This window comes from Streptomyces sp. ASQP_92, assembly GCF_025399895.1.
Taxonomy (GTDB): domain Bacteria; phylum Actinomycetota; class Actinomycetes; order Streptomycetales; family Streptomycetaceae; genus Streptomyces.
The window spans coordinates 1-23,932 of sequence record NZ_JAODUA010000031.1; the positions used below are offsets into that span (position 1 = coordinate 1).

The following is a 23,932-nucleotide window of genomic DNA, read 5'->3' on the forward strand; positions in this document are numbered from 1 at the left end:
GACGAGTACCCCATCCACCAGGCCCCCCTCTCCATGGCCCACGTCGCGACCGGCGACCGCAACGCCTACGACCGCTGCATCTTCCACGCCTTCGACCACCAGGGCCGTGCCCTGCTCATCGCGGGGCTCGGGGTCTACCCCAACACCGGTGTGATCGACGCCTACGCGACGCTGCGCGTGGGCGACCGCCTGCACGCCGTCCGCGCCTCCGACGCCCTCACGGACGACCGTATGAACCTGAGCGTCGGCCCCCTTCGGATCACCGTTGACGTCCCGCTGCGCCGCCTCGGCCTGCACTGCGCTCCCGATCCGGGCGACCCGAGTTCACTCTCGTACGACATCGTCTGGAACGCCGACTTCCCCGCCCTGTGGGAACCCCATCACGTGCAGCGCCGGGGTGACCGCCTCACCCTGGAGGGGCGGCGGTTCGTGCAGGCGGGGCACTGCGCCGGGGTGATCCGGGCCGGCGGTGAGGAGATACCCGTGACGGCGGGGGAGTGGACCGGGACGCGCGACCGCAGTTGGGGGGTGCGGCCGATCCCCGGCGAGGAGGCCGGGCGCGGCGAGGAGTACCGGACCGAGGGCTTCCACTGGCTCTGGGTGCCGGCCCGGTTCGACGACCGGTTCGTCATGGTCGTCGTGCAGGAGGACGCCTACGGATACCGCACCCTCAACGACGCCTCCCTCGTGCGCGAGGGCCACCCCGACGCCCAACTCGGCTGGCCCCAGGCCGACATCGCCTACCGCCCCGGCACCCGCCACCCCGAGCGCGCCGTCATCCACCTCACCGACAAGGCCCGCAAACCCCTCGAACTCGGCGTCGAGATCCTCGCCTCCTCGCCCCTGGCCGTCGGCGCCGGATACCCGCCCGCCGACGGCTGGCAGCACGGCACCTGGCAGGGCCGCGGCTGGACGGACCGGCAGGTCTACGACCTGTCCGATCCCTCAGCCCACCCGATGGCCGCCTACGGAGTCACCGACCACGCGGCCCGCTTCACCCTCGAAGGCCGGACCGGATACGGGATCTTCGAGCACGGCAGCTTCGGCCGGCACGACCCCAGCGGCTTCGTCGACCACACCTCCGTCGCCCCCTGAGGACCGCCCGGGAAGGGAGCACCGCCCATGGCCACCGCGCCACGCCCCCGCACCTCCACCCGCGACCCCGAGGAGGTCGGCCGCCGGCTCACCACCTGGCTCGACGCCCGGCTCCCCGGCGCCCGCGTCGATGACATCCGGGTGCCGTCCTCCAACGGCATGTCCAGCGAGACCCTGCTTTTCAACATCGAGCACCCCGACACCCCGGTGCGCGCCTGCGCCCTGCGACTCGCCGCCGACCCGGCCGCGTACACCGTCTTCCCCGTGTACGACATGGCCCGCCAGCACAGCGTCATGCGTCTGGTCGCCGAGCACACCGACGTGCCCGTGCCCCGGGTCCGCTGGCTGGAAGAGGACCCCGGTCCGCTCGGCGCGCCGTTCTTCGTGATGGACCGCGCCGAAGGACGCGTACCGCCGGACGTCATGCCCTATACGTACGAGGGCAATTGGCTGCACGCGGCCACCGACGCCGAGCGCGCCCGGCTCCAGGAGAACACCGTCTCCGTCCTCGCCCGGCTGCACGACCAATTCCCGCCCCAGGAAGCCGAGTTCCTGCTGCCGGAGGGGGCGGGGTCACCGCTGAGGCGCCATGTCGCGGCCCAACGGGCCTACTACACATGGGTGGTTGAGGGCGTCCCGCGTTCACCCCTCATCGAGGCGGCCTTCGACTGGCTCGACGGCCACTGGCCCGACGACGAGGGCCCTTCGGTCCTCTCCTGGGGCGATGCCCGCATCGGGAACATCGTCTACGACGGGTTCGAGCCGGTGGCCGTCCTCGACTGGGAGATGGCGGCCTGCGGGCCCCGCGAACTCGACCTCGGCTGGACGGTCTATCTGCACCGCTTCTTCCAGGACCTCACGGTGAGCTTCGGCCAGCCGGGCCTCCCCGGCTTCCTGCGGCGCGAGGACATCGAGCGGCGCTACGCCGAACTCACCGGCCACACCCCGCGCCACATGGAGTTCCACACGCTGTACGCGGCGCTGCGCCATGCCGTGGTCATGCTGCGGATCGCCTACCGCCAACTGCACTTCGGCGAGGTGGAACCGCCCGCGGACCCGGACGCGCTCATCCTGCACCGAGCGAGCCTCGAGGCCATGGTGTGCGGTACGTACTGGAGTTGAGCCGTCGTCGGCCGGACGCCCCGCGGAGCGTCCGGCCCGTACCGGCTCCGCCTCTAGGCGGCGCGGCGCATCCCGGGCACCCGCACCGGACGCGAGCCAGGGCCGCCGACGTGCGAGAACGGCTGGGTGCGCCAGTCGAGTCCCTGAGGGAGCGTCAACAGGAGGGCGGTGTCCTGCTCCTGGACGTCCAGCGACTCGTCCGCCGCCTTCGCCGCGGCGGCGGGGCGCCCGGTCCCGGCACACACCGTCAGCACGAAGGGGTTCCACGGGCTCGGGCACAGCGCGTGCTCGGGCAGCTCGTCCTCGTCGGCGAGCAGCGCGATGGGCTGGGCGCAGTCCGGGCAGATCACCCGGTACATCTCGAAGGTGTCGTACGCGTCGAGCGAGTCGTCCTCGTCGGTGTCGTCGATGTCTACGATGCCGACGCTATCGACGGGCTCCTGTTCGCCACGTTCACGTTCCGGACGTGCGGTGCGCTTGGGATTCTGCATTGGGACACTCCCCCTCGGGTGGGCCGGCATTGCGCCGCGGCCGCGACCAAAACAAGCACTTCCCGCCAGGCCGTGGCGATAACCGCGCGAACCCCGGCCAGCCCCCCGCAAACCTGTGGTGTTCGTCACATGCCACCCGCAGATGCCCATTCGGGCGGCACCCGGCTGTGCCGGAAGCGACCCGGGGCCATAGGTTGATCCGCATGGAGGAGCTGGACCGTCAGATCGTGGATCTGCTCGTCAAGGACGGGCGGATGAGCTACACCGACCTGGGCAAGGCCACCGGCCTGTCCACCTCGGCGGTGCACCAGCGGGTACGCCGTCTCGAACAGCGCGGCGTCATCCGCGGATACGCCGCCGTCGTGGACCCCGAGGCGGTGGGCCTGCCGCTGACCGCGTTCATCTCGGTCAAGCCCTTCGACCCCAGCGCCCCCGACGACATCGCGGAGCGCCTGGCCGACGTGCCCGAGCTGGAGGCCTGCCACAGCGTGGCCGGGGACGAGAACTACATCCTCAAGGTGCGGGTCGCGACCCCCCTGGAGCTGGAGCATCTGCTGACCCGGATCCGGACCCTGGCGGGCGTCTCGACGCGTACGACCGTGGTCCTGTCCACCCCGTACGAGGCACGGCCACCGCATATCTAGGCTGTCCCCATGAGTTCCGCGAGTTCCGCAACCGAAGCCGCCGCCCACCGCACCGTCCTGCTGCGCGGCGGCGACGTGCACAGCCCCGCCGACCCCTTCGCCACCGCGATGGTCGTCGAACGCGGGCACGTCGCCTGGGTCGGCTCGGAAGGCGCCGCGGACGCCTTCGCGAGCGGCGTCGACGAGGTCATCGACCTCGAAGGCGCCCTGGTGACCCCGGCGTTCACCGACGCACATGTGCACACCACCGCCACCGGCCTCGCCCTCACCGGCCTCGACCTGTCCCGCGCCCGCACGCTCGCCGAGGCCCTCGACGCCGTACGCGCCCACGCCGCGGCCCGCCCCGACGACCGGGTGCTGCTCGGCGGCGGCTGGGACGCGGCCCGCTGGCCCGAGCGCCGCCACCCCTCGGCCGCCGAACTCGACGCGGCCACCGGCGGCCGCCCGCTCTATCTGCCGCGCATCGACGTCCACTCCGCCGTCGTCACCACGGCCCTGCTCGACCTGGTTCCCGGCGTCCGCGAGCTGGCCGGATTCCGCCCGGGCGAGCCCCTCACCGGCGCCGCCCACCACGCCGTGCGGGCCGCGGCCCACGGCGCGATCACCCCGCGCCAGCGCACCGAGGCCCAGCACGCGGCGCTGCGGCACGCCGCCTCGCTCGGCATCGCCACCGTCCACGAGTGCGGCGGCCCCGACATCTCCGACGAGGACGACTTCACCTCCCTCCTGGCGCTGGCCCGTGACGAGAGCGGCCCGCGGGTCTTCGGTTACTGGGCCGAGCGCGTCGCGGGGGCCAAGGACGCCGATCGCATCCGCGAACTCGGCGCGGTCGGCGCGGCCGGAGACCTCTTCGTGGACGGCTCGCTCGGCTCCCACACCGCCTGCCTGCACGCGCCCTACGCGGACGCCCCGGGCACCGGCACCGGACACCTCGACGCCGCCGAGGTGGCCGACCACGTGGCCGCCTGCACCGAGGCCGGGCTCCAGGCCGGCTTCCACGCCATCGGGGACGCCGCGCTCGGCACCGTCGTCGAGGGCGTACGGGCCGCCGCCGAGCGCGTCGGCCTCGCGCGGATCCGCGCCGCCCGGCACCGCGTGGAGCACGCCGAGATGCTCACCCCCGAGGCGATCGCCGCCTTCGCCGAGTTCGGCCTCACCGCCTCCGTGCAGCCCGCCTTCGACGCGCTGTGGGGCGGCGAGAGCGGCATGTACGCCGAGCGGCTCGGCGCGGAGCGGGCGGCCACCCTCAACCCGTTCGCGGCCCTGCTGCGGGCCGGGGTGCCCCTCGCGTTCGGCTCCGACGCCCCGGTGACACCGCTCGACCCGTGGGGCGCCGTCCGCGCGGCCGCCTTCCACCACACCCTCGAACACCGCATCTCGGTCCGCGCCGCCTTCACCGCCCACACCCGGGGCGGCTGGCGGGCGCTCGGCAGGGACGACGCCGGGATCCTGGTGCCCGGCGCCCCGGCCGACTACGCCATCTGGCGCGCCCAGGAGCTCGTGGTCCAGGCGCCGGACGACCGGGTGGCCCGTTGGTCCACCGACCCGCGCTCGGGCACCCCGGGCCTGCCCGATCTCACGCCCGGCGCCGCGCTGCCGGTCTGTCTGCGCACCGTGGTGTCCGGACGGACGGTGTTCGCGCGGCCGAACGAGTGATCCAGGAATCGGGGCCCGGCTCGGCGGAGGGCCGTCACGGCATCGCCACGACCTGCGGATCTTCGGCACTGACCTGGTCGTTTGAAAAAACGTCGCAGCTCACTCGGCTGTTGACAGGACGCGGCAAGGGGCCGGTAGGTTCGGCCGAGTCCACCACAGGACCGCCCGACCGGCTGAACCTCCACGAAGTCGTCGAACGCCGCTGGGTCATGGGGCGGTGTGCCGCACCGGCACACCACCACTGGGAGCCAGGTTCAGCGCCCGCGCCTCGGGGGCGAGGGAAGGTTTCAGCCGCGAAGAGGTCCCCCCTGCTCCCTGCGGGCCGGGGGTCGGTGCGACCCGGGTGGGGCCCGGACGCTCAGTAGACAACGGCTCTCGGTAGACCCGCAGCCAGCGGGTCCCAGGTCGGCCCGAAGGGCGCCGGGCCCTAGTACCGACACGCTCAGGACGCCCGTCACATCCCCCGCCGCCATCCGGGCGCACCCGACACCCCACCCTCGCGGTGCGGGCCGTCCACGACCGCTCGCTATGGTGGTCCTCTGCGTACGGACAATAAGGGGCAGTAGTGAACGACGGCGGTCAGAGGCGGTACGGCCCGCTGGGCAGAGCCTTGGTGATCATCCCGACCTACAACGAGGCGGAGAACATCAAGCCGATCGTCGCCCGCGTCAGAGCGGCGGTCCCGGAGGCCCACATCCTGGTCGCCGACGACAACAGCCCCGATGGCACGGGCAAGTTCGCGGACGAGATCGCGGCCCAGGACGACCAGGTGCACGTGCTGCACCGCCAGGGCAAGGAAGGCCTGGGCGCCGCCTATCTGGCGGGCTTCCGCTGGGGCATCGAGCACGACTACGGCGTCCTGGTCGAAATGGACGCCGACGGCTCCCACCAGCCCGAGGAACTGCCCCGGCTGCTCACCGCCCTCAAGGGCGCCGACCTGGTGCTCGGTTCCCGCTGGGTGCCCGGCGGCCGGATCGTGAACTGGCCCAAGTACCGCGAGTACATCTCGCGGGGCGGCTCCACCTACTCGCGGCTGCTCCTGGGCGTTCCGATCCGCGATGTCACCGGAGGCTTCCGGGCCTTCCGCCGCGAGACCCTCGAAGGGCTCGGCCTCGAAGAGGTCGCCTCGGCCGGCTACTGCTTCCAGGTCGACCTGGCCCGACGCGCGGTCGGCGCCGGCTACCACGTGGTCGAGGTGCCCATCACGTTCGTCGAGCGCGAACGCGGCGACTCCAAGATGAGCAACGACATCCTGGTCGAGGCGTTGTGGCGGGTCACCGCCTGGGGCGTCGGCGCCCGCGCCAACAAGCTCCTGGGCCGCAAGCCCTCCTGAGCCGTCAGCCTTTCCGAGTCGCCGGCCCGTGTGAGCCGGCGACTCTCTTGCGCCATCAGCCCCTCTGAGCCGACGGCTCTCTTGAGCCCCAACCCCTCTGAGGCGGCGGCTCTCCTGGGCGGGTGGCACTCCTGAGCCGACGGCTCTGTCGGGTTGAAGGCGCCCCGAAGAGCCGGGGCGCCCTGAAGACCCGGGGTGTCCTGACGATCCGGGCGTCCCGGCGGGCGGCGGCATGACCTGGGCGTCTTGATCCCCTCCTTACGCCGTCCGGATCGGCTCCCAGGCACACTGGGGGCATGACGACCGGCACTCCGCCCCCGACAGCCCCCAAGCGCTCGCGCGCACGCACCTTCGTCCCCCTGGGGATCGCCGCCTGGCTGGTCCTGGAGATCTGGCTGCTCACCGTGGTGGCCGGAGCCACCAGCGGCCTCACGGTGGTGCTGCTGCTCATCGGCGGGCTGGTCCTCGGCAGCTATGTCATCAAGCGGGCCGGCCGTCGGGCCTTCCGCAATCTCACGGAGACGTTCAGGGAGCAGCAGTCCGGCGGCCCGGGCGCCTCCGCCTCCGGAACGCGATCGGGGAGCGAGGGCAACGCCCTGACCATGCTGGGCGGCCTGCTCCTGATCATCCCCGGGTTCGTCTCGGACGCGCTCGGCCTGCTCTGTCTGCTGCCGCCGGTACGGACATGGGTGTCCCGCTCCGTCGAGCGCTCGCTGGACAAGCGGATGCGGGCCGCCGTCCCCGGCACGTTCGGCGACGCCTTCCAACAGGCCCGGATCCGCTACCCGGACGGCAAGGTCGTGCCGGGCGAGGTGATCCGCAACGATGCCGGATCCTCGTCCGCGCACCCTTCGGGGGACGACCGGGGTCCGCGGCCGCCGCTGACCCCCTGAAGCGAAGAACCCGCCCGGCCGCGCCCACGTGGTCCCGGACAAAAGCCGAGGGCCGGTCACACCAGGTGGTGTGACCGGCCCTCGGCTTCAACGCGTGCTGTATCGCCGAAACGCTGCGATCAGGCGGACTTGCGGCTGTCGCGCGGATGCACGGCAATGTTCATGGTGCCGGAACGAAGGACCTCCAGCCTTTCGGCCAGAACCTCCTCCAACTCCTCGCGGGTGCGCCGCTCCATGAGCATGTCCCAGTGCGTACGCGCGGGCTTGCCCTTCTTCTCTTCAGGGCCGTCGCCGTCCACCAGGAGTGCGGGGGCCCCGCAGACCTTGCACTCCCACTCCGGCGGAATCTCCGCCTCCACCGAGAAGGGCATCTCAAAGCGATGTCCCTTCTCGCATGCGTACTCCACGGCCTGGCGCGGGGCCAGATCGATGCCGCGGTCGGTCTCGTAGCTAGTCACCACGAGGCGCGTGCCGCGAAGAGCTCGCTCACTCATGAATCGTGCCTCCCGGGCTTGTCGCCCACAGGACAGGTGTCACTGTCGTCGTCATCCGGTCAACGTCCGGTCGGCGGTAAAGATTCCCGTTCTGGGTCATGCGTCGCCGTCGTGCCGCCCCTTGTTGTACCCACCAGTGACCGGTTTGTCACATCTGGCAGCAGATGTCACCCAGCGTCTTCACTTCTGGAACGCGCAGTAACGGTCCGCCTGGCAGGCCAAAGGCGTACACTACCGGCCTTTCACTTCAACGTCTAAATCCGCGCCGGAACAGGGTTTCCCGCGGCGGCCACGGCGGCCCGCACCGGCACCCGGGCGAGCAGCACGAAACCGACCGCGAAGAAGACCACCAGCGAGATGATGGCATCCCGGTAGCTGCCGGTCAGCTGATACGCGAGACCGAACACCAATGGCCCCAGCCAGCTCAGACCCCGGTCGCTCATCTCGTAGGCCGAGAAGTACTCGGCCTCCTTGCCGCTCGGCACCATGTGTGAGAACAGCGACCTCGACAGGGCCTGGCTGCCGCCGAGCACCGTCCCGATCGCGCCCGCGAGCACGAAGAACAGCACCGGTTGGCGGGCCGGGAGGAAGTAGCCGACCCCCAGGATCACCGCCCACACGGCGAGCGAGCCCAGGATCGTCCGCTTGGCGCCGTACGTCCGGGCGAGCCGGCCCATGCCGAGCGCGCCCACCACCGCGAGGACCTGCACGAGCAGCACGGCCACGATGAGCGTGTTCTGATCGAGGCCGAGTTCCTCGGAGCCGTAGATCGAGGCCTGCGAGATGACCGTCTGCACGCCGTCGTTGTAGATGAGGTACGCGAGCAGGAACGCGAGGGTCAGCGGGCGGGCCCGCATGTCCCGTAGCGTCGACACCAGCTGCCGCCAGCCCGCCCCGACCCTGCCCTCGGCGACCGACGCGGCCACCTTGCGGTCGCGCAGCCGCCTCAGGGGCACCAGCGTGAACGCGCCCCACCACACGCCCGCCGAGGCGAGGCAGATCCGTACCGCCGCCGGCTCGGAGAGACCGAAACCGTCGTGGCCCGAATACAGGATCAGGTTGAGCACCAGGACACCCGCGCCCGAGGTGTAGCCGAACGCCCAGCCGCGCGAGGAGACCTGGTCGCGCTCCTCGGAGTCCGCGATCTGCGGAAGGTAGGCGTTGTAGAGGACCATCGAGACCGACAGGGACGCGTTCGCGACGATCAACAGCACCGCGCCCAGCAGATAGCGGTGCCCGTCCAGGAAGAACATCCCGGCCGTCGCCGTGGCTCCCGTGTAGGCGGCCGCCGCGAGCAGCGGCTTCTTGCGGCCGGAGCGGTCGGCCGCGGCGCCCACGATCGGCATCAGGACCACCGCGAGGATCACCGAAGCGGACACGGCGTACGCGAACAGCGAGCCCGCGCGCACCGGGATGCCCAGGGGGTGGACGAATCCGTCGGGGTCGGCCGCCGACTTGGCGATCGAGGTGAGATAGGGGCCCAGGAACACGGTCAGGACGCTCGTCGAATACACCGAGCACGCGAAGTCGTAGAAGTACCAGCCGCGCTGTTCCCGTCTGCGGTCGGCCGTGCTCACCGGACGGTCGTCCGACCGGTCCATGGTCTCAGCGCTCAACCCGCGCCCCCTCGCTCGTGCCCGTACGCGAGCGGTGCCGCCGGGGTGGGCTCAGTGCCAGACTCCCCGGTCGGTCAGTACCGTGCGCAGTGTCTCCAGATGATCGGTCATGATGCCATCCACGCCAAGGTCCAGGAGCGCCCTCATCCGAGCGGGATCGTTGATCGTCCACACATGAACGTGCAGGCCGAGCGCGTGCGCGGTACGGACGAAGCGGCGGTCCACGACCGGAATGCCGTTCTGGCTCTCGGGAACCTGGGCGCTCACGGCGCCGGGGCGCAGCGGCGCCGGGATCCTGTACGAGCGCAGCCGCAGCGCGGCCACGCCCCGCACTCCGTACGACGTGGCCAGGCGGGGGCCCGCGAGCCGGTGCGCCCTGGCCACGCGGTCCTCCGAGAACGAGCCCACGCAGACCCGGTCCCAGGCGTCGGCGCGGCGGATCAGGTCGATCAGCGGGACGAGCGCCGACTCGGTCTTGAGGTCGACGTTCCAGCGGGCCTCGGGGAAGGCCTCCAGCAGCTCCTCGAACAGGGGCAGCGGCTCGCGTCCGGCCACCCGGGCCCGCTTGACCGCGTCCCAGGGGAGCTCGGCGATCTTTCCCCGGGCGTCGGTGACGCGGTCCAGGGTCGCGTCGTGGAAGGCGACCAGCCGTCCGTCGGCGGTGGTGTGTACGTCGGTCTCGAAGTACCGGTACCCGGCCGCCGCGGCGCGCTCGAAGGCGGCCGCGGTGTTCTCGATGCCGTCGGCCGCCCCGCCGCGGTGGGCGAACGGGATGGGGGCGGGGTGGTCCAGATAGGGGTGGCGTACGCGAGTCACCGGGGAAGTATCGCGCGCTCGGGGGCCGGCCCCGGACCCGCCGTGTCCCGCACCGGGCTCGGGGAGGCGGCCCGGGCCTCGGGGGCTGCCGTGGGGATGGCGAAGACGCGGAGGAAGAACTGGGCGAGCGGTCCGATCGCCAGGGCGTACAGGACCGTGCCGACGCCGAGCGAGCCACCGAGCAGGAAGCCCGTCGCCACCACGAGGACCTCCAGGGAGGTGCGCACCAGTCGGATCGACCGGCCCGTGGCCCGGTGCAGGCCCGTCATCAGGCCGTCGCGCGGGCCGGGGCCGAAGCGCGCCGAGATGTAGAGGCCGGTCGCCACGCCGTTGCCGACGATCGCGGCGGCCGTCAGGGGTACCTGGGCGAGCAGCCCGCGCACATCGGGGACGACGGCGAGCGTGCCGTCCATGAAGATGCCGATGGCGAAGACATTGGAGACCGTACCGAGCCCCGGTCGCTGGCGAAGGGGGATCCACAGCAGCAGCACCGCGGCCCCGACGACGATCGACACGACGCCGATCGAGAGCCCGGTGTGCTTCGCGAGGCCCTGGTGCAGCACCCCCCACGGTTCGAGGCCGAGCCCGGCGCGGACCAGCAGCCCCGAGCTGACGCCGTACAGCGCGAGGCCGGCATAGAGCTGGACCAGTCTCCGGGTGAGATGCGTGGACAAGGCGGGGCCCCCTGTGTGGTGGTAGTGGACTGGCTCATGACACTCTGTGGCGGGGAAATGGACTCCAGCCATGGCCAATTCCGGGAAGGTGGACTGACTTCGATGGCTCAGTGGACCTCGGCGATCGGGCCCGCCCAGCTCGCCCGTCAGCTCAAGGCACAACAGCCTCGCCCGGTGGGCACGGGCCTGCGCAAGCCGCCCGCCTACCGCGCCCTGGCCGACGGGATCCGGCTGCTCGTCCTGGAGGGCCGCGTGCCGGCCGCCGCCCGCCTTCCCGCCGAGCGCGAACTGGCCGTCGCCCTGTCGGTGAGCCGCACCACGGTCGCCGCCGCCTACGAGGCGCTGCGCGGCGAGGGCTTCCTCGAATCGAGGCGCGGCGCCGGGAGCTGGACCGCCGTGCCCGCGGGCCATCCGCTGCCCGGCCGGGGCCTGGAACCGCTCCCGCCCGAGTCGCTCGGCTCCATGATCGACCTGGGCTGCGCGGCGCTGCCGGCCCCGGAACCCTGGCTGACCCGTGGCGTACAGGGCGCGCTCGAAGAGCTTCCGCCGTACGCCCACACCCATGGCGACTACCCGGCGGGCCTGCCCGCGCTGCGGCGGATGCTCGCCGACCGCTACACCGCGCGCGGCATCCCGACGATGCCCGAGCAGATCATGGTCACGACCGGCGCGATGGGGGCGATGGACGCCATCTGTCATCTGTTCGCCGGGCGCGGTGAACGCATCGCCGTCGAGTCGCCGTCCTACGCCAACATCCTTCAGCTCATGCGCGAGGCGGGCGCCCGCCTGGTGCCGATCGCCATGGCCGAGGCCCTGTCCGGCTGGGATCTGCCGCGCTGGCGCCAGGTATTGAGGGACGCGGCCCCCCGACTCGCCTATGTCGTCGCCGACTTCCACAACCCCACCGGCGCGCTCGCCGACGAGGACCAAAGGCGCCAGCTCGTGGACGCGGCCCGCTCGGCCGGCACCGTGCTCGTCGTCGACGAGACGATGAGCGAGCTGTGGCTGGACGAGGACCTCTCCATGCCGCGTCCCGTCTGCGCCTTCGACCCGGCGGGGGCCACCGTGCTCACGGTCGGCTCGGCCAGCAAGGCGTTCTGGGCGGGCATGCGCATCGGATGGGTGCGCGCCGCACCCGACATCATCCGCTCGCTCGTCGCGGCCCGCGCCTACGCGGATCTGGGCACCCCGGTCCTGGAGCAGCTGGCCGTCAACTGGCTGATGGCGACGGGGGGTTGGGAGCAGGCGGTCGAGCTGCGCCGCACCCAGGCCCGCGAGAACCGCGACGCCCTGGTCACCGCGGTGCGCCGGGAACTGCCCGACTGGGAGTTCCATGTGCCGCGCGGCGGGCTCACGTTGTGGGTGCGTACCGGAGGGCTTTCGGGGTCCCGGCTGGCCGAGGTCGGCGAACGGGTCGGGGTGCGGGTGCCGTCGGGACCCCGCTTCGGCGTGGACGGTGCCTTCGAGGGCTATGTCCGGCTGCCGTTCACCGTGGGCGGCCCGGTCGCCGAGGAGGCCGCGGTGCGGCTGGCGGCCGCGGCCCGGCTGGTCGAGACGGGAGGCGGCTCGGGAAGCGCGGAGCCGCCGCGAACCTTCGTGGCCTGAGGGGCGATCGCGGGCCGGTGACGCCCGCGCTACCCCTCCGCCGGAACCGCCTCCACCGGCGTCGGGTCCACCGAGGACGCCTGGGCCGGTGTCGCCTCGACCGGGGCCTCCCGGCCGGGGAGCAGGTCGAGGACCGCCCGGCGGTGGGCCTCGGTCGTCGCGTCGTCGTAGGGGTCCGGGGTGGCGGGGACCTGGAGGCGCAGCACCGGGCCGGTGCCGAGGCGGGCGTAGCCACGGCCCGGCGGGACGTCGGCAGTGGGCGTCGTGTGGGGCGGCGCGCCGAGCACGGACTCCACCTGGCCGTGCGAAGCCGGGCCGAGCACCACCCGGGCCCGGGTGTGCGAGAGCACCGGTTCGGACAGGTCGTCCAGGGTGTCGAACTGCTCGGCCACCACGACCGTCACTCCGGCGGCCCGGCCGTGGCGCAGCGGAACCTGGAGCAGGTGCTGCGGGTCGGTGCGCCCGTCGGCGGCGGCCAGGTCGGCCAGCATGCTGGGCCGGTCGAGCAGGATCCACAGCGGGCGTTTGATGTCCTCGGGGGCCGGGCGGCCCGCCTGGCGGGCGCGGTTGGCGGCGATGAGGCGGCGCTCGGTCTCGTGCGAGGCCCACTCCAGGATGGCGAGCGCCCCGGCGAGACCGCACTCGACGGCGAGCACGCCCGAGCGGCCGGTCAGGCAGGCGTACTCCCCGGTTCCGCTGCCCTCGACGATGAGCAGGTCGCCGTCCTTGAGGGCCTGGAGCGCGATGGAGCGCAGCAGGGTGGTGGTGCCCGTGCCGGGCCGGCCGACGACCAGGAGGTGGGGCTCGGTGGAGCGCGGCCCGGTCCGCCAGATCACCGGCGGCGCGTCGTGGCTCTCCTCGCCGGCGGTCACCGGGACCCTGCGCTGGACGGCGTCCGCGTCGGTGAAGCCGAGGACGGTCTCGCCCGGGGAGGTCACGAAGGGCTGGGCGGCGATCGTGGTCGGCAGCGCGCCCAGGACGCTCATGTCGAGCTGGTTGCCCTCCTCGTCCCAGACGAAGTGGTACTCGCGACCGCGCCCCGACTTGGCGTGCAGAAGCTGTTCGATCCGGGCGCGCGCGGCGGGCTCGCCGTCGGTGAAGTACGCCGGGTAGCGCACCCGGAGCCGGGTCGGGCGGCCGCTCTCGTCGAAGGCGTACTCGCTGAAGGCCTTGTCCCACTCGCCTCCGTGGGCGAAGAGCGGGTTGGGGTCCTCCGGAACGGAGAAGTACGGCACGAGCGCCTCGTAGAGGGCCTGGAGACGGGCGAGTTCCGCCTCGTCGGGGCCGGTCTTGACGACCGGTTTCTCGCGGCCCTTCCAGGCGGCCGCGCCCATCACCGTGATCAGGGCGAGGAGCGGCCCGTACGGGATGAGCGCGACGACCAGGACCACGGCCGCCGTGAGGAACAGCGCGGGACTGCGCCGCTCCTTGGGGGTGGCGGCCCATTTGCCGCGCAGGGCGGCGGTGATCAGCCGCAGGCCGCGGCTGATCGTGATGAGCGGATGGAGAACGTCGGTGGCGCTGTCGGCGGCCGTGCGCACGATCTCGCGGCTGCGAACGATGGATGCGCTGCTGCTGCTCAGAATGCGGGGGAGTGGTCGCCGGGCCACGTCGTTCTCCTGGAGTTGTGTCCGCAGTGGGATCTGCCGTTGTGACTGCCGGGATGTGCGGGACAGCGGCAGGTCAGAACTTGATCCCGCCCAGCAGGCCGGCGAGGCTCGCGCCTCCGGCCGTGATGCTCGGGGCGATCGCGGTGCCCGCGAGATAGAAGCCGAAGAGGGAGCACACGAGCGCGTGCGACGCCTTGAGTCCGTCTTTCTTGAAGAAGAGGAAGGTGATGATTCCGAGCAGCACCACGCCTGACATGGACAGGATCATTTGAGGTCTCCTGGTTGATGGGGACGGTCACCATGAGTTCTTCCAGGCTCACAGGAAGTATCTATGCGATAAAAGGTGCAAACGGGTGAAAGTGGCGCTATTTCACTGGAGTGGCGGATAGGAAAAGCGGTCCGGAGCGGCACACTGTGCGGCCGCCGGGCCGTCAAACCGTCACGCGTGGTGATCTTTGCCGCCGGTGGGTCGCGGCAGGTCGAGCGGCGGGCAGTACCCTGTCGATTCACTCGTACGGCGCTGTCGCCGTGCGGGTTTGTTCCGTTGCCCCTAAGGAGTTGTCGATGAGCGAGGAACTCGATCCCGAGGTGGTCGAGCTGGCGTCCAGGATCTTCGAGCTGGCCCGTCAGGGAGACGCCGAGGCGCTCGCCGCGTACGTCGACGCCGGGGTGTCCGCGAACCTCACCAACGACCGCGGCGACTCGCTCGTCATGCTGGCCGCCTACCACGGCCACGCGGACGCGGTCTCCGCCCTGCTGGCCCGCGGCGCCGAGGCCGACCGCGCCAACGACCGGGGCCAGACGCCGCTCGCCGGCGCCGTCTTCAAGGGCGAGGACGCCGTGATCAAGGCCCTCCTGGCCGGCGGAGCCGATCCTTCCGCCGGGACGCCCTCCGCGGTCGACACCGCCCGGATGTTCGGCAGGACGGAACTGCTCGCCCTGTTCGGGGTCAACTGAGCGTCCACCAAGCGTTTACGGGGGATCCACCGAAGAGCCCGCGGAGAGGGGCGCCGTAAATGTGGTCGCGATGGCGAAATGGCTGGGTCATCATGACGTCGAACCCCTACATCGGGGGCAGGGTCCCTACAGCGGGGACCACGACGAGAGGCAGGAAGATGGTCTACACCAAGCAGAAGACGGCGGGCGACCCCTCATGTTGCTGCGCGGCCTAGGGCAAGGCACGAATCCCCCGGTTGCGTCGACAGCTTGATGTGAGGCTATTTCCATGTTCGATCCAGTCATAGCGCCGAGCGGCACGCTGCTCGGTCTGCTGCAGCGGGGCCGCGGCGACGGCACCCTGCACGCGCTGGCCGCCCCGCGCGACGAGGCCCTGGCGGCCCTCAACCACTGCGTACTGAGCGACCCCCGCCACGACTGGCAGGTCGAGAACCGCTCCCTCTACTACGCGCGCCTCTTCCTGGATCTCGACGGCGAGCTCGACCAGATCGAGCACCACCTCTTCGGCGCCGAGGACATCCTCGACACCGAGGACACCAGGACCGGGCTCGCCCTCGCCGTCCTGGGCCACCTCGCCTCGTACGGCAGGAACGACGCGCTCGCGCTGCTCCGCCGCTACGCCGCGACAGGCTCCAACTGGGCCTGGGCCCTGGACGAGCTCGCGCTGCGCGACGACGACGCGGGCCTGCGCGGCCTCGCCACGTCCGTGCTCGGCCGCTTCACCCCCGACGCGCACGGCGACGCCGAGCTCGCCGCCACCGTGCGAGACGCCTTCGAACCGCGCCCCTGGCGGCTGTGGGCCGAGGATCCGCGTCCCGGCGTGGGCGCCCGGGTGCGGGCCGCCCAGGAGACGGGCTCCTTCGACCGCTGGCAGCGCCAGATGCGGCCGGCCGGGCCCCGCCCGGGATGGAGCGTCCAGGCGGTCTTCGACTGGGCCGAGGAGGGTCTGGAACGCGGCGCGGTCCTGCACCTGCCCGCCGCCCGGTGCCTCGGCGCGGTGGCCGGACCCGAGGACCGGGACGCCATCATCGAAGCGGCCCGCTCCGGCACCGACGGAGCGCGCGGCGCCGCCCTGCACTATCTCGCCGAGTCACGCGACGCCCGCGTCCTCGACCTGATCGAGGCGGCCGTCTCGACCGGCTCGCCCCTCGCGGCCGAGGCCGCCGTGCACGCCTTCGAGCGGATGTGCGGCCCCGAGGCCGTCGACCGGGCCCGCGGCTGGGTCCAGCGCCCCGACGAACTGGGCGCCTCCGCCGCCAGCGTGCTCGCCTCACGGGGCGAGGCCGGCGACGAGAAGCTGGTGCTCGGCGCACTGCGCGAGACCGTACGCTCCGAAGGCCCCGACGCCCCGCTGCTGCGGGCGCTCGTCGACGGGGCGGGACGGCTCGGCATCTGCTGCGCGGCCCCGGTCCTGCGGCACGTGTACCGCGAGACCGCCTCCTCGCAACTGCGCGGACGCGCCGCCCGCGCGCTCGCCGCGACGGACCCCTCCTTCGCCACCGGCTTCGCCGTCGAGTGCCTGTGGGACTGCGAGGAGACCACACGGGAAGTGGCGGCCCAGTACGCCGAACTCGTGGACGCCCGGGTGGCGGACCGGCTGCGCAGGCTCGCCGCCGACCCCGCCGAGGAGGCCGAGGTGCAGAGCGCCATCCACGACCGGCTCGGCCCGGACACCACGGCCGTGTGATCCACGGCCCACCGGGGCTCCGAACGCCCCGCCGACCGCACGGCACCCGCCGACGCGGTCACCCACCGCACGTCACAGCCCCGGCCTACGGCCACGGGGGAGGGCTCTGACGGGCCGCGCCCGTTCTCCGCGGGCGCCCTCGCGGCACACGGACCCGGCGCCTTCGACGCCCGGCCGTCCCCGGCCGCCTCACGCGCCGACGCCCCGCCGCCGTCCGCGCGGCGGATCACAGTCCGCGTCCCACGACGAACCTGAGCGGTGTGCCCGGCGCGGCCTGGGCCGCGGCCGCCAGATCGGACTCGGGGACGACACCGATCACCGGGTAGCCCCCGGTCGTCGGATGGTCGGCGAGAAAGACCACCGGCAGTCCGTCCGGAGGCACCTGCACCGCCCCCAACACCATTCCCTCGCTGGGCAGTTCACCCTGCACGGCGCGCCGGAGCGCCGGCCCCTCGGTGCGCAGGCCGATGCGGTTGCTCGCCGAGGACACCCGATAGCGCCCGGTCGCCAGGACGCGCTGCGCGTCCGGGGTGAACCAGTCTGCACGCGGCCCCGGACGCACCCGCAGCACGAGCTCGTGCGCCACCCCCGGCGCGGGCGCCACGTCCGCATACGGGTGGCCGCGCCCCGGTCGGCCCAGGGGCAGCACGGCGCCGTCCCTCAGCGGCGGCGGGCCGAGGCCCGACAGGAGGTCGGTGGAGCGACTGGCGAGCACCGGCTCGACGGCGACGCCACCCGCGAACGCCAGATAGGAGCGCACCCCCCGCGTCGCCGCGCCCACCTCGACCACGGCCCCCGAGGGCACCCGCACCGCGGCGCCCCAGGCCACCGCCCGGCCGTCCACCGTGACCGGGCAGGGCGCCCCGGTCACCGCGACCGTGACCGCGCAACGGGGCCGTACCGCGCACCCGTTGAGGGTCGTCTCCAGCACGGCGGCGCCCGGCGCGTTGCCGACCAGCCGGTTGGCGAGCCGGCTCGCCGGCAGGTCGAGGGCGCCCGAACGCGGCACCCCGAGATGCGCGTGACCGAAGCGCCCCTCGTCCTGTACGGAGGTGAGCGCCCCGGCCCGTACGACGGACAGGGCCCGGTCGGTCATCGGGGCGCCTGGGGGACGAAGCGGACCCGGGTGCCCGGGGTGAGCAGGGCGGCGGGCTCGCGGTGCGGGTCCCACAGCGTCACGTCCGTGCTGCCGATGAGCTGCCAGCCACCGGGGGAGGAGCGCGGATAGACCCCGGTGTACGCGCCCGCGAGCGCCACCGAACCGGCGGGCACCGCGGTGCGGGGGGTGGCCCGGCGCGGTACCGCGTAGCGCTCGCCGAGCCCGGTGAGGTAGGCGAAGCCGGGCGCGAAGCCGCAGAAGGCGACCCGGAACCCGGCCGAGGAATGGATGCGTACGGCCTCTTGCTCCGGGACCCCCCACCGGGCGGCGACCTCCGCGAGATCGGGGCCGTCGTAGCGGACCGGGATCTCCACCGTCTCCTGGGCGCCCGCCTTGAGGGGAGGGATGTCCCAGGTGAGGAGCCGCGCGGCCAGCGCGGGGGGATCGTCCACTCCGTCGAGCAGGACCGTGCGGGCCGCCGGCACGATCTCCCGCACCGGGGGAAGCGTTCCGGCGGCGCGGCGGCGCACCAGTTCGGCGTGGAGCGCCCCTGCCGCCTCGCCGCTCTCCAGCTCGACCAGCAGGGCGTGGTCCCCGACCGGCAGAACGCGCGGGCCGCTCACGAGAACGCCGCCACCCGGACGCCCGCCGCCTCCAGCGCGGCCCGCACCCGCCGGGCCAGCTCCACGGCGCCCGGGGTGTCGCCGTGCACGCACAGCGAGCCGGCCCCGACCGCGACGGGCTCGCCCGACTCGGCCACCACGGTGCCGTCCAGGGCCATCGAGACGGCCCGCGCCACCACCGCCTCCGGGTCGCTGACGACCGCGCCCTCGCGGCCGCGCGGCACCAGGGTGGCGTGCGCGGTGTAGGCGCGGTCCGCGAACGCCTCCGTGACCACGGGCAGCCCGGCCCCCTCGGCCGCCGCGAGGAGCCGCGATCCCGGAAGCCCGAGGACGGCGCGCCCCGCACCGGCGAGGAGTACGCCGGCCACGACGGCCGCCGCCTGCTCCTCGTCGTGCACGACACGGTTGTAGAGCGCGCCGTGCGGTTTGACGTAGGTGACCCGGCTGCCCGCCGCGCGTGCGAAGACCTCCAACGCGCCGATCTGGTAAGCCACTTCGGCGGCCAGCTCGGCGGGCGGCACATCCATGGAGCGCCGGCCGAAGCCCGCGAGGTCGCGGTAGGAGACCTGGGCGCCGATGCGCACACCGCGCTCGGCCGCCAGGTCGCAGACCCGCCGCATGATGGCCGGATCGCCCGCGTGGAAGCCGCAGGCCACATTGGCGCTGGTGACGACGGACAGCAACTGTTCGTCGTCGGTCAACCGCCAGTGGCCGAAGCCCTCGCCGAGGTCGGCATTGAGGTCGATCGACATCGTCGCGGACCGGGTCATGGGTGCGGCTTCTCCTGTTCGAGAGGTGCGTGGTCCTTGGTGCAGTGTGCCTCGGGCGGGCGCCGGACGCCCGCCCGGGAGGGCCGTTGTTCCGGCCGGTTCAGCGGATCCGGTAGTGCTCGTCGCGGACGTCGGTCAGGAACATCCGGCCCGGCGCGTGGGTGAGCGCGAACGGCGGCCGGGACGCCATCACCGCGGCCTGCGGGGTGACCCCGCAGGCCCAGAACACCGGCACGTCCCCCGGCGCGGCCACCACCGGGTCCCCGAAGTCGGGCCGGGACAGGTCCTTGATGCCGAGCGCGGCGGGATCGCCCGAGTGGACGGGCGCGCCGTGCACCGCGGGCATCGCCCGGGTCACCCGGCAGGCCGTGGCCACCAGCGCGGCCGGGATCGGCCGCATCGACACCACCAGCGGGCCGCTGAGCCGCCCCGCCGGCCGGCACGGCCGGTTCGTCACGTACATCGAGACGTTGCGGCCCTGCTCGATGTGGCGCAACGGCACGTTCTCGGCGGCCAGTTGGGACTCGAAGGTGAAGCTGCACCCGATGAGGAACGTCACCAGGTCCTCGCGCCACCAGCGGGTGGCGTCGACCGGCTGGGCGACGAGGCCGCCGTTCTCCCAGATCCGGTAGCGGGGAACATCCGTGCGCAGATCGGCCGCGGGGGCCAGCCGCGTCCTGAAGGAACCGGGCTCCGTGACGTCGAGGACGGGGCAGGGCTGGGGATTGCGCGCGCAGAACTGCCGTACGTCCTCGGCCCAGTCGGCGGGCACGGAGATCAGGTTGGCCTGGGCGTGGCCGGGCGCCCAGCCCGCCGTCGGCACGTCCGTACCGGAACGGAACAGGGCCCGCGCCTCGTGCGGCAGCGTCAGGGCCGCCGGTTCCAGGCCGGTCACGACAGCTCCTGACCGCGCGTCTCGGGCAGCCCGAGCAGGGCGAGCACCGCGATCGCGTAGCCGACCGCGCCGAAGACCAGCGCGCCGCCCACGCCCCAACTGTCGGCGAGGTAGCCGACCAGGGTGGGGAAGAGGGCGCCCACGGCCCGGCCGGTGTTGTACGTGAAGCCCTGCCCGGTGCCGCGCACGGCCGTCGGGTACAGCTCGCTCAGGAACGAGCCGAAGCCGCTGAAGATCGCCGACATGCAGAAGCCGAGCGGGAAGCCGAGCACCAGGAGCAGGGTGTTCGCCCCCGACGGAAGGTGCGTGTACAGGACGATGCACAGGGCCGAGAGCACCGCGAACAGGGCGATGTTCTTCTTCCGGCCGATCCGGTCGGTGAGGTGGCCGCCGGTCAGATAGCCGAGGAAGGCGCCGGAGATCAGGAACGTCAGATAGCCGCCGGTGCCCACGACCGTGAGGTGCCGCTCGCTCTTGAGGAAGGTCGGCACCCAGGTCGCCAGCGTGTAGTAGCCGCCCTGGACGCCGGTGGAGAGCAGCACCGCGAACAGGGTGGTGCGCAGCAGCGGGCCCCGGAAGATCGCGGCGAAGGTGGCGCCGCCGCTCGTGGTGCGGGCCGTGGCGAGCCGGCGTTCGGCGGCCTCGGGGGCGTCCTCGACGTTGCGGCGCACATAGACGAGCAGCAGCGCGGGCAGCGCCCCGGTCCAGAACACCACGCGCCAGGCGGTGTCCTCGTCCACGTACTGGAAGACCAGGGTGGACACCACCACGGCCAGCGCCCAGCCGGCCGCCCACGCGCTCTGCACCGCGCCCAGGGTGCGGCCCCGGTGCCTGGCCGAGGCGTACTCGGCGACCAGGATCGCGCCGACCGCCCACTCGCCCCCGAAGCCGAGCCCCTGAAGGGCGCGGAAAGCCAGGAGCGTCTCGTAGTTGGGCGCGAAGCCGCACAGGACGGTGAACACCGCATAGGTGCCCACCGTGATCATCAGCGCCTTGACCCGGCCGACGCGGTCGGCGACCACCCCGGCGAGCGCGCCGCCCACGGCCGAGACCACCAGGGTCACCGTGGTGAGCAGTCCGGTCTGGCCGGTGTCGAGGCCGAAGTAGGCCGAGATCGCGACCATGGTCAGCGGGAGGGTGAAGAAGTCGTACGAGTCGAGGGCGTAGCCGCCGAAGGCGCCCCCGAAGGCCCGCCGGCCGCCGGGGCCGAGCGCCCTCAGCCATCCGAACGGGCCGATGTCGTGCGGGTGTTGACCGTGCTGCGGCTGTGCCTTGGTCGTGCTCATGTGCACCTCGCAGGAGGGGATGAGAGGGCTGCCGAGACCGTGCGGTCGCCCCAACGTAGGGGATTGTTGAACGATCCGACAAGACTCATGCGCGGACGTTCTCGCTTCCTCACGTCCCCACGGTCCTTCTACGATGGGTCCTCACGCCGGCGGGAGCGGTCGGCGGGGGAGAGAGGGCGCTGTGGCGACAACGGACTCCGGACTCGGCGGACTTGCCGAGGACCGCGCCCTGCTGGGCCGGACCAGCACCGCCGAGCGGGTCGCGGACATCCTGCGCACCCGGATCGCGGAAGGCTTCTTCCCTCCGGGGGAGCGCCTCGCGGAGGACGCCATCGGCAAGGCCCTCGGGGTCTCGCGCAACACGTTGCGCGAGGCGTTCCGGCTGCTCACCCACGAACGGCTGCTCGTCCACGAACTCAACCGCGGGGTCTTCGTCCGGGTGCTCGCCGTCGAGGACGTGACGGACATCTACCGCACCCGGCGCCTGGTCGAATGCGCCGTCGTCCGGACACTCGCCGAACCGCCCCACCCGCCGGGCTGGCTCGACGGGCTCGACGCGGCCGTCTCGGCCGGCGAACGCGCGGCCCGGGAGAGCGACTGGCGGGGCGTGTCCACCGCCAACATCCACTTCCACCGCGAACTCGTCGGCCTCGCGGGCAGCGCCCGCACCGACGAGCTGATGCGGGGCGTCCTCGCCGAACTCCGCCTGGCCTTCCACGTGGTGGACGACCCCCGCCGCCTGCACCAGCCCTACCTCGTCCGCAACCGGCGGATCCTGGAGGCGCTGCGCGCGGGGGAGCGGGAGAAGGCCGGGCTGCTGCTCGCCGACTACCTCGACGACTCGCGCGCCCAGCTCGTCCAGGCGTACGGAAAGCTGGTCGCGGAGGCGACTTCCTGACCCGGGCCGCCGCTGCGGACCCGGGGCTGATCTGCGCCGTTTCGACCGTTGTCAGTGCGAGGACCTAATCTGTCCAGCGTGACTTCGCCTGCCTCGACGGAATCCGTTCCGCCCCAGCTCAGCGCGGCGGCGCGCCCCGCCCCGGGCCCGGCCGCCGACGAGGGTCTCGCGCGACGGCTGCGCGCGCTCGCCTGCACCGCCCCGCTGCACGACCTCGACGTGCGCAAGGCCAACCTCGCGGGGGAGTACTCGGTGTACGCGATGGCCGAGGTGGCCCTCGCCTCCATCGACCTCGTCACCCTGAACATGGACTTCGACACGGGCGCCGACCACGAACAGATCGTGGCCCGGCTCATCCCGCGCGTGGCCGCCCAGGCGCCGGCCCGGCCCACCGCCGAGCACGAGCGGGTGGCCCGCTGGGTCCTGGAGAACCTGATCAACGTGGGCAGCGTCGACCGGGGCTTCCGCGCGGTGTACGGCACGTTCAACCCCGACGGCGTCTACGTCCGCAGGGACTACGACTTCAAACTCCTCGAAGAGGTCCCCGGCTACGGCGGCGCGGTCTATCTGCGGACCACCGACGAAGCCGTCAACGTCCTGGTCGGCGCCCTCGACACCGACGTCACCAGCGCCCAGATCGCGGCCGAGGTCAAGCTGGAGGTCCTCATCAGCCGCGGCCGCCTCGCCGACGCCCAGCTCGCCGCCGAACAGGCCCGCTACCGCACGGTGCAGTACGCCGAGACGCTCCGGCGCACCCTGGAGGCCACCCGGCGCAACGTGCGCGCGGTCGACTGGCTCAACGCGGTGCCGGACATGATCGCCGAGGCGCTCGACCACGTCGCCGACCGCTACCGGCACGAGAACGCGATCCTCACCAACATCCGCAAGGCCCGCGACGAGGCGGAGGACCCGGAGCACAAGCGCCGCGCCGCCGAGCTCGTCGACATCGTCAAGGACTGCATCCGCCGCCACACCCAGCTCCAGTCCCGCCTCCTGGAAGCGGGCCCGCTCTTCCGTGCCGAGCAGGACCGCCAGGCCTTCGCCCGCCCGGCCGCCCGCTCCGGCCTCGACCTGTACGGCCAGCTCGTCGCCCCGCTGCTGCCGCTCCCGGTGGAACAGGCGATCCGGGTCACCGACGCCTTCTTCGCCCGCGGCACCGGCCTGCGCACCCCGGTGTCGGTGCGGGTCGGCGACCTGGTGGACATACTGCTCACGCCCCCCGTGGAGCGGGAGCACCTCGGCGCGGAGATGCCCGAGCCCGAGCTGATCGCGACCCCCGACGACAGCCGCTTCAGCGAGGAGCAGCTCGCCGCCGCGATGCGCCTGCTCGACCTGGAGCACGACGCGCCCCGCCGCCTGTCGGGCCTGCTCGCCGAGGCCCGTCTGCTCGACCCCGAACTGCCGTACCTGGTCGCCCTGTTGGCGGTCCACGCGGCAAGCCCGCCGGTCGGCACGGCCTACCGCCAGGGCGAGGAGCGCCTGTTGTTCGCGGTCGACGACGGCACGCCGCTCGACGACCTGGAGTTCGGCGGGGCGGACCTGATCGTGGGCACGGCCCTGCTCGACACGGTCGGCATGGCCGCGGGCCGAACGGAGGCGGCATGACACACCGCCCCCGAGCCACCCCCGGGGCCGCGCCCCGGCCCCCGTTCACACCAGGACGGCGCT

23 protein-coding genes are annotated in these 23,932 nt (G+C 72.9%); 11 read left to right on the plus strand and 12 right to left on the minus strand.

Annotation, left to right across the window (positions count from 1 at the left end; genetic code table 11):
• A partial coding sequence (locus tag N4G70_RS34580; protein WP_261716747.1) for a hypothetical protein occupies positions 1–1,095 on the plus strand: 1,095 nt, incomplete at its 5' end.
• A 27-nt stretch (positions 1,096–1,122) separates the two neighbouring features.
• On the plus strand, positions 1,123–2,217 hold the full coding sequence (locus N4G70_RS34585) for a phosphotransferase family protein (RefSeq protein ID WP_261716748.1): 1,095 nt from the start codon (positions 1,123–1,125) through the stop codon (positions 2,215–2,217).
• A gap of 53 nt (positions 2,218–2,270) precedes the next feature.
• On the opposite strand, the gene N4G70_RS34590 is transcribed toward N4G70_RS34585, so the two are convergent.
• Positions 2,271–2,708 carry a hypothetical protein gene (locus N4G70_RS34590; RefSeq protein ID WP_261716749.1) on the minus strand — a complete coding sequence of 146 codons (438 nt, stop codon included), beginning with the start codon at positions 2,706–2,708 and terminating at the stop codon, positions 2,271–2,273.
• Between the two features lie 203 nt (positions 2,709–2,911).
• Between N4G70_RS34590 and N4G70_RS34595 the strand changes: the two genes are divergently transcribed.
• From N4G70_RS34595 to fxsA, 4 genes are all read left to right on the plus strand, one after another.
• Positions 2,912–3,352 carry an Lrp/AsnC family transcriptional regulator gene (locus N4G70_RS34595; RefSeq protein ID WP_120725320.1) on the plus strand — a complete coding sequence of 147 codons (441 nt, stop codon included), beginning with the start codon at positions 2,912–2,914 and terminating at the stop codon, positions 3,350–3,352.
• 9 nt (positions 3,353–3,361) lie between these two features.
• Positions 3,362–5,008 carry an amidohydrolase gene (locus tag N4G70_RS34600; protein ID WP_261716750.1) on the plus strand — a complete coding sequence of 549 codons (1,647 nt, stop codon included), beginning with the start codon at positions 3,362–3,364 and terminating at the stop codon, positions 5,006–5,008.
• 565 nt (positions 5,009–5,573) lie between these two features.
• Positions 5,574–6,341, plus strand: coding sequence for a polyprenol monophosphomannose synthase (locus N4G70_RS34605; protein WP_261716751.1), 768 nt, complete (start codon positions 5,574–5,576; stop codon positions 6,339–6,341).
• Between the two features lie 296 nt (positions 6,342–6,637).
• Complete coding sequence (gene fxsA / locus N4G70_RS34610) at positions 6,638–7,234, plus strand: FxsA family membrane protein (RefSeq protein WP_261716752.1); 597 nt, start codon at positions 6,638–6,640, stop codon at positions 7,232–7,234.
• Positions 7,235–7,353: 119 nt separating this feature from the next.
• Here fxsA and N4G70_RS34615 read toward each other — a convergent pair whose 3' ends face one another.
• The 4 genes from N4G70_RS34615 to N4G70_RS34630 all read right to left on the minus strand — a co-directional run bounded on the left by N4G70_RS34615 (position 7,354) and on the right by N4G70_RS34630 (position 10,906).
• Positions 7,354–7,728 carry an RNA polymerase-binding protein RbpA gene (locus N4G70_RS34615; protein ID WP_053724453.1) on the minus strand — a complete coding sequence of 125 codons (375 nt, stop codon included), beginning with the start codon at positions 7,726–7,728 and terminating at the stop codon, positions 7,354–7,356.
• Positions 7,729–7,982: 254 nt separating this feature from the next.
• Positions 7,983–9,329 (minus strand): MFS transporter, encoded by a 1,347-nt coding sequence (locus tag N4G70_RS34620; RefSeq protein ID WP_261716782.1) that lies wholly within the window; start codon positions 9,327–9,329, stop codon positions 7,983–7,985.
• Between the two features lie 66 nt (positions 9,330–9,395).
• Positions 9,396–10,160 (minus strand): glycerophosphodiester phosphodiesterase, encoded by a 765-nt coding sequence (locus N4G70_RS34625; RefSeq protein WP_261716753.1) that lies wholly within the window; start codon positions 10,158–10,160, stop codon positions 9,396–9,398.
• Positions 10,157–10,906: a YitT family protein gene (locus tag N4G70_RS34630; protein WP_399037894.1), complete on the minus strand. Its 750-nt coding sequence runs from the start codon at positions 10,904–10,906 to the stop codon at positions 10,157–10,159. The genes N4G70_RS34625 and N4G70_RS34630 overlap by 4 nt, the downstream gene beginning before the upstream one ends.
• A gap of 30 nt (positions 10,907–10,936) precedes the next feature.
• Here N4G70_RS34630 and N4G70_RS34635 point away from each other — a divergent pair, with 30 nt between their 5' ends.
• The gene (locus N4G70_RS34635; RefSeq protein ID WP_261716755.1) at positions 10,937–12,439 is read left to right on the plus strand and encodes a PLP-dependent aminotransferase family protein; all 1,503 of its coding nucleotides are present in this window, start codon (positions 10,937–10,939) and stop codon (positions 12,437–12,439) included.
• Between the two features lie 29 nt (positions 12,440–12,468).
• On the opposite strand, the gene N4G70_RS34640 is transcribed toward N4G70_RS34635, so the two are convergent.
• Together N4G70_RS34640 and N4G70_RS34645 are read right to left on the minus strand one after the other, a co-directional pair.
• Positions 12,469–14,049 carry a hypothetical protein gene (locus N4G70_RS34640; RefSeq protein ID WP_261716756.1) on the minus strand — a complete coding sequence of 527 codons (1,581 nt, stop codon included), beginning with the start codon at positions 14,047–14,049 and terminating at the stop codon, positions 12,469–12,471.
• A gap of 73 nt (positions 14,050–14,122) precedes the next feature.
• Positions 14,123–14,317, minus strand: coding sequence for a hypothetical protein (locus tag N4G70_RS34645; protein WP_120725336.1), 195 nt, complete (start codon positions 14,315–14,317; stop codon positions 14,123–14,125).
• 296 nt (positions 14,318–14,613) lie between these two features.
• Between N4G70_RS34645 and N4G70_RS34650 the strand changes: the two genes are divergently transcribed.
• Both N4G70_RS34650 and N4G70_RS34655 read left to right on the plus strand, forming a co-directional pair.
• On the plus strand, positions 14,614–15,006 hold the full coding sequence (locus tag N4G70_RS34650) for an ankyrin repeat domain-containing protein (RefSeq protein WP_261716757.1): 393 nt from the start codon (positions 14,614–14,616) through the stop codon (positions 15,004–15,006).
• Between the two features lie 268 nt (positions 15,007–15,274).
• Positions 15,275–16,693: a HEAT repeat domain-containing protein gene (locus N4G70_RS34655; RefSeq protein ID WP_261716758.1), complete on the plus strand. Its 1,419-nt coding sequence runs from the start codon at positions 15,275–15,277 to the stop codon at positions 16,691–16,693.
• Positions 16,694–16,919: 226 nt separating this feature from the next.
• Here the strand turns inward: N4G70_RS34655 and N4G70_RS34660 are convergent, their stop codons facing one another.
• The 5 genes from N4G70_RS34660 to N4G70_RS34680 form a co-directional block, all read right to left on the minus strand.
• Positions 16,920–17,789 (minus strand): biotin-dependent carboxyltransferase family protein, encoded by an 870-nt coding sequence (locus tag N4G70_RS34660; RefSeq protein ID WP_261716759.1) that lies wholly within the window; start codon positions 17,787–17,789, stop codon positions 16,920–16,922.
• Positions 17,786–18,415: a 5-oxoprolinase subunit PxpB gene (pxpB, locus tag N4G70_RS34665; protein ID WP_261716760.1), complete on the minus strand. Its 630-nt coding sequence runs from the start codon at positions 18,413–18,415 to the stop codon at positions 17,786–17,788. The genes N4G70_RS34660 and pxpB overlap by 4 nt, the downstream gene beginning before the upstream one ends.
• Positions 18,412–19,185, minus strand: a complete 774-nt coding sequence (locus tag N4G70_RS34670; RefSeq protein ID WP_261716761.1) for a LamB/YcsF family protein — start codon at positions 19,183–19,185, stop codon at positions 18,412–18,414. Before N4G70_RS34670 ends, pxpB begins: the two co-directional genes overlap by 4 nt.
• Positions 19,186–19,285: 100 nt before the next feature.
• Positions 19,286–20,080, minus strand: coding sequence for a putative hydro-lyase (locus N4G70_RS34675; protein WP_261716762.1), 795 nt, complete (start codon positions 20,078–20,080; stop codon positions 19,286–19,288).
• Positions 20,077–21,366 carry an MFS transporter gene (locus N4G70_RS34680; protein WP_261716763.1) on the minus strand — a complete coding sequence of 430 codons (1,290 nt, stop codon included), beginning with the start codon at positions 21,364–21,366 and terminating at the stop codon, positions 20,077–20,079. The genes N4G70_RS34675 and N4G70_RS34680 overlap by 4 nt, the downstream gene beginning before the upstream one ends.
• Before the next feature lie 181 nt (positions 21,367–21,547).
• On the opposite strand from N4G70_RS34680, the gene N4G70_RS34685 reads away from it, so the two are divergent.
• Both N4G70_RS34685 and N4G70_RS34690 read left to right on the plus strand, forming a co-directional pair.
• Positions 21,548–22,264, plus strand: coding sequence for a GntR family transcriptional regulator (locus N4G70_RS34685; protein ID WP_261716764.1), 717 nt, complete (start codon positions 21,548–21,550; stop codon positions 22,262–22,264).
• Positions 22,265–22,342: 78 nt separating this feature from the next.
• Positions 22,343–23,869, plus strand: a complete 1,527-nt coding sequence (locus tag N4G70_RS34690) for a hypothetical protein (protein WP_261716765.1) — start codon at positions 22,343–22,345, stop codon at positions 23,867–23,869.
• Positions 23,870–23,932 lie beyond the last annotated feature (63 nt).

Excerpts from the sequence above, each read along its gene's own strand:
- N4G70_RS34585 (WP_261716748.1), top strand. The coding sequence starts at position 1,123 with ATGGCCACCGCGCCACGCCCCCGCACCTCCACCCGCGACCCCGAGGAG.
- N4G70_RS34590 (WP_261716749.1), bottom strand. The coding sequence starts at position 2,708 with ATGCAGAATCCCAAGCGCACCGCACGTCCGGAACGTGAACGTGGCGAA.
- N4G70_RS34595 (WP_120725320.1), top strand. The coding sequence starts at position 2,912 with ATGGAGGAGCTGGACCGTCAGATCGTGGATCTGCTCGTCAAGGACGGG.
- N4G70_RS34600 (WP_261716750.1), top strand. The coding sequence starts at position 3,362 with ATGAGTTCCGCGAGTTCCGCAACCGAAGCCGCCGCCCACCGCACCGTC.
- fxsA (WP_261716752.1), top strand. The coding sequence starts at position 6,638 with ATGACGACCGGCACTCCGCCCCCGACAGCCCCCAAGCGCTCGCGCGCA.
- N4G70_RS34615 (WP_053724453.1), bottom strand. The coding sequence starts at position 7,728 with ATGAGTGAGCGAGCTCTTCGCGGCACGCGCCTCGTGGTGACTAGCTAC.
- N4G70_RS34620 (WP_261716782.1), bottom strand. The coding sequence starts at position 9,329 with ATGGACCGGTCGGACGACCGTCCGGTGAGCACGGCCGACCGCAGACGG.
- N4G70_RS34630 (WP_399037894.1), bottom strand. The coding sequence starts at position 10,906 with ATGGCTGGAGTCCATTTCCCCGCCACAGAGTGTCATGAGCCAGTCCAC.
- N4G70_RS34635 (WP_261716755.1), top strand. The coding sequence starts at position 10,937 with ATGGCTCAGTGGACCTCGGCGATCGGGCCCGCCCAGCTCGCCCGTCAG.
- N4G70_RS34645 (WP_120725336.1), bottom strand. The coding sequence starts at position 14,317 with ATGATCCTGTCCATGTCAGGCGTGGTGCTGCTCGGAATCATCACCTTC.
- N4G70_RS34650 (WP_261716757.1), top strand. The coding sequence starts at position 14,614 with ATGAGCGAGGAACTCGATCCCGAGGTGGTCGAGCTGGCGTCCAGGATC.
- N4G70_RS34655 (WP_261716758.1), top strand. The coding sequence starts at position 15,275 with ATGTTCGATCCAGTCATAGCGCCGAGCGGCACGCTGCTCGGTCTGCTG.
- N4G70_RS34660 (WP_261716759.1), bottom strand. The coding sequence starts at position 17,789 with ATGACCGACCGGGCCCTGTCCGTCGTACGGGCCGGGGCGCTCACCTCC.
- N4G70_RS34670 (WP_261716761.1), bottom strand. The coding sequence starts at position 19,185 with ATGACCCGGTCCGCGACGATGTCGATCGACCTCAATGCCGACCTCGGC.
- N4G70_RS34680 (WP_261716763.1), bottom strand. The coding sequence starts at position 21,366 with ATGAGCACGACCAAGGCACAGCCGCAGCACGGTCAACACCCGCACGAC.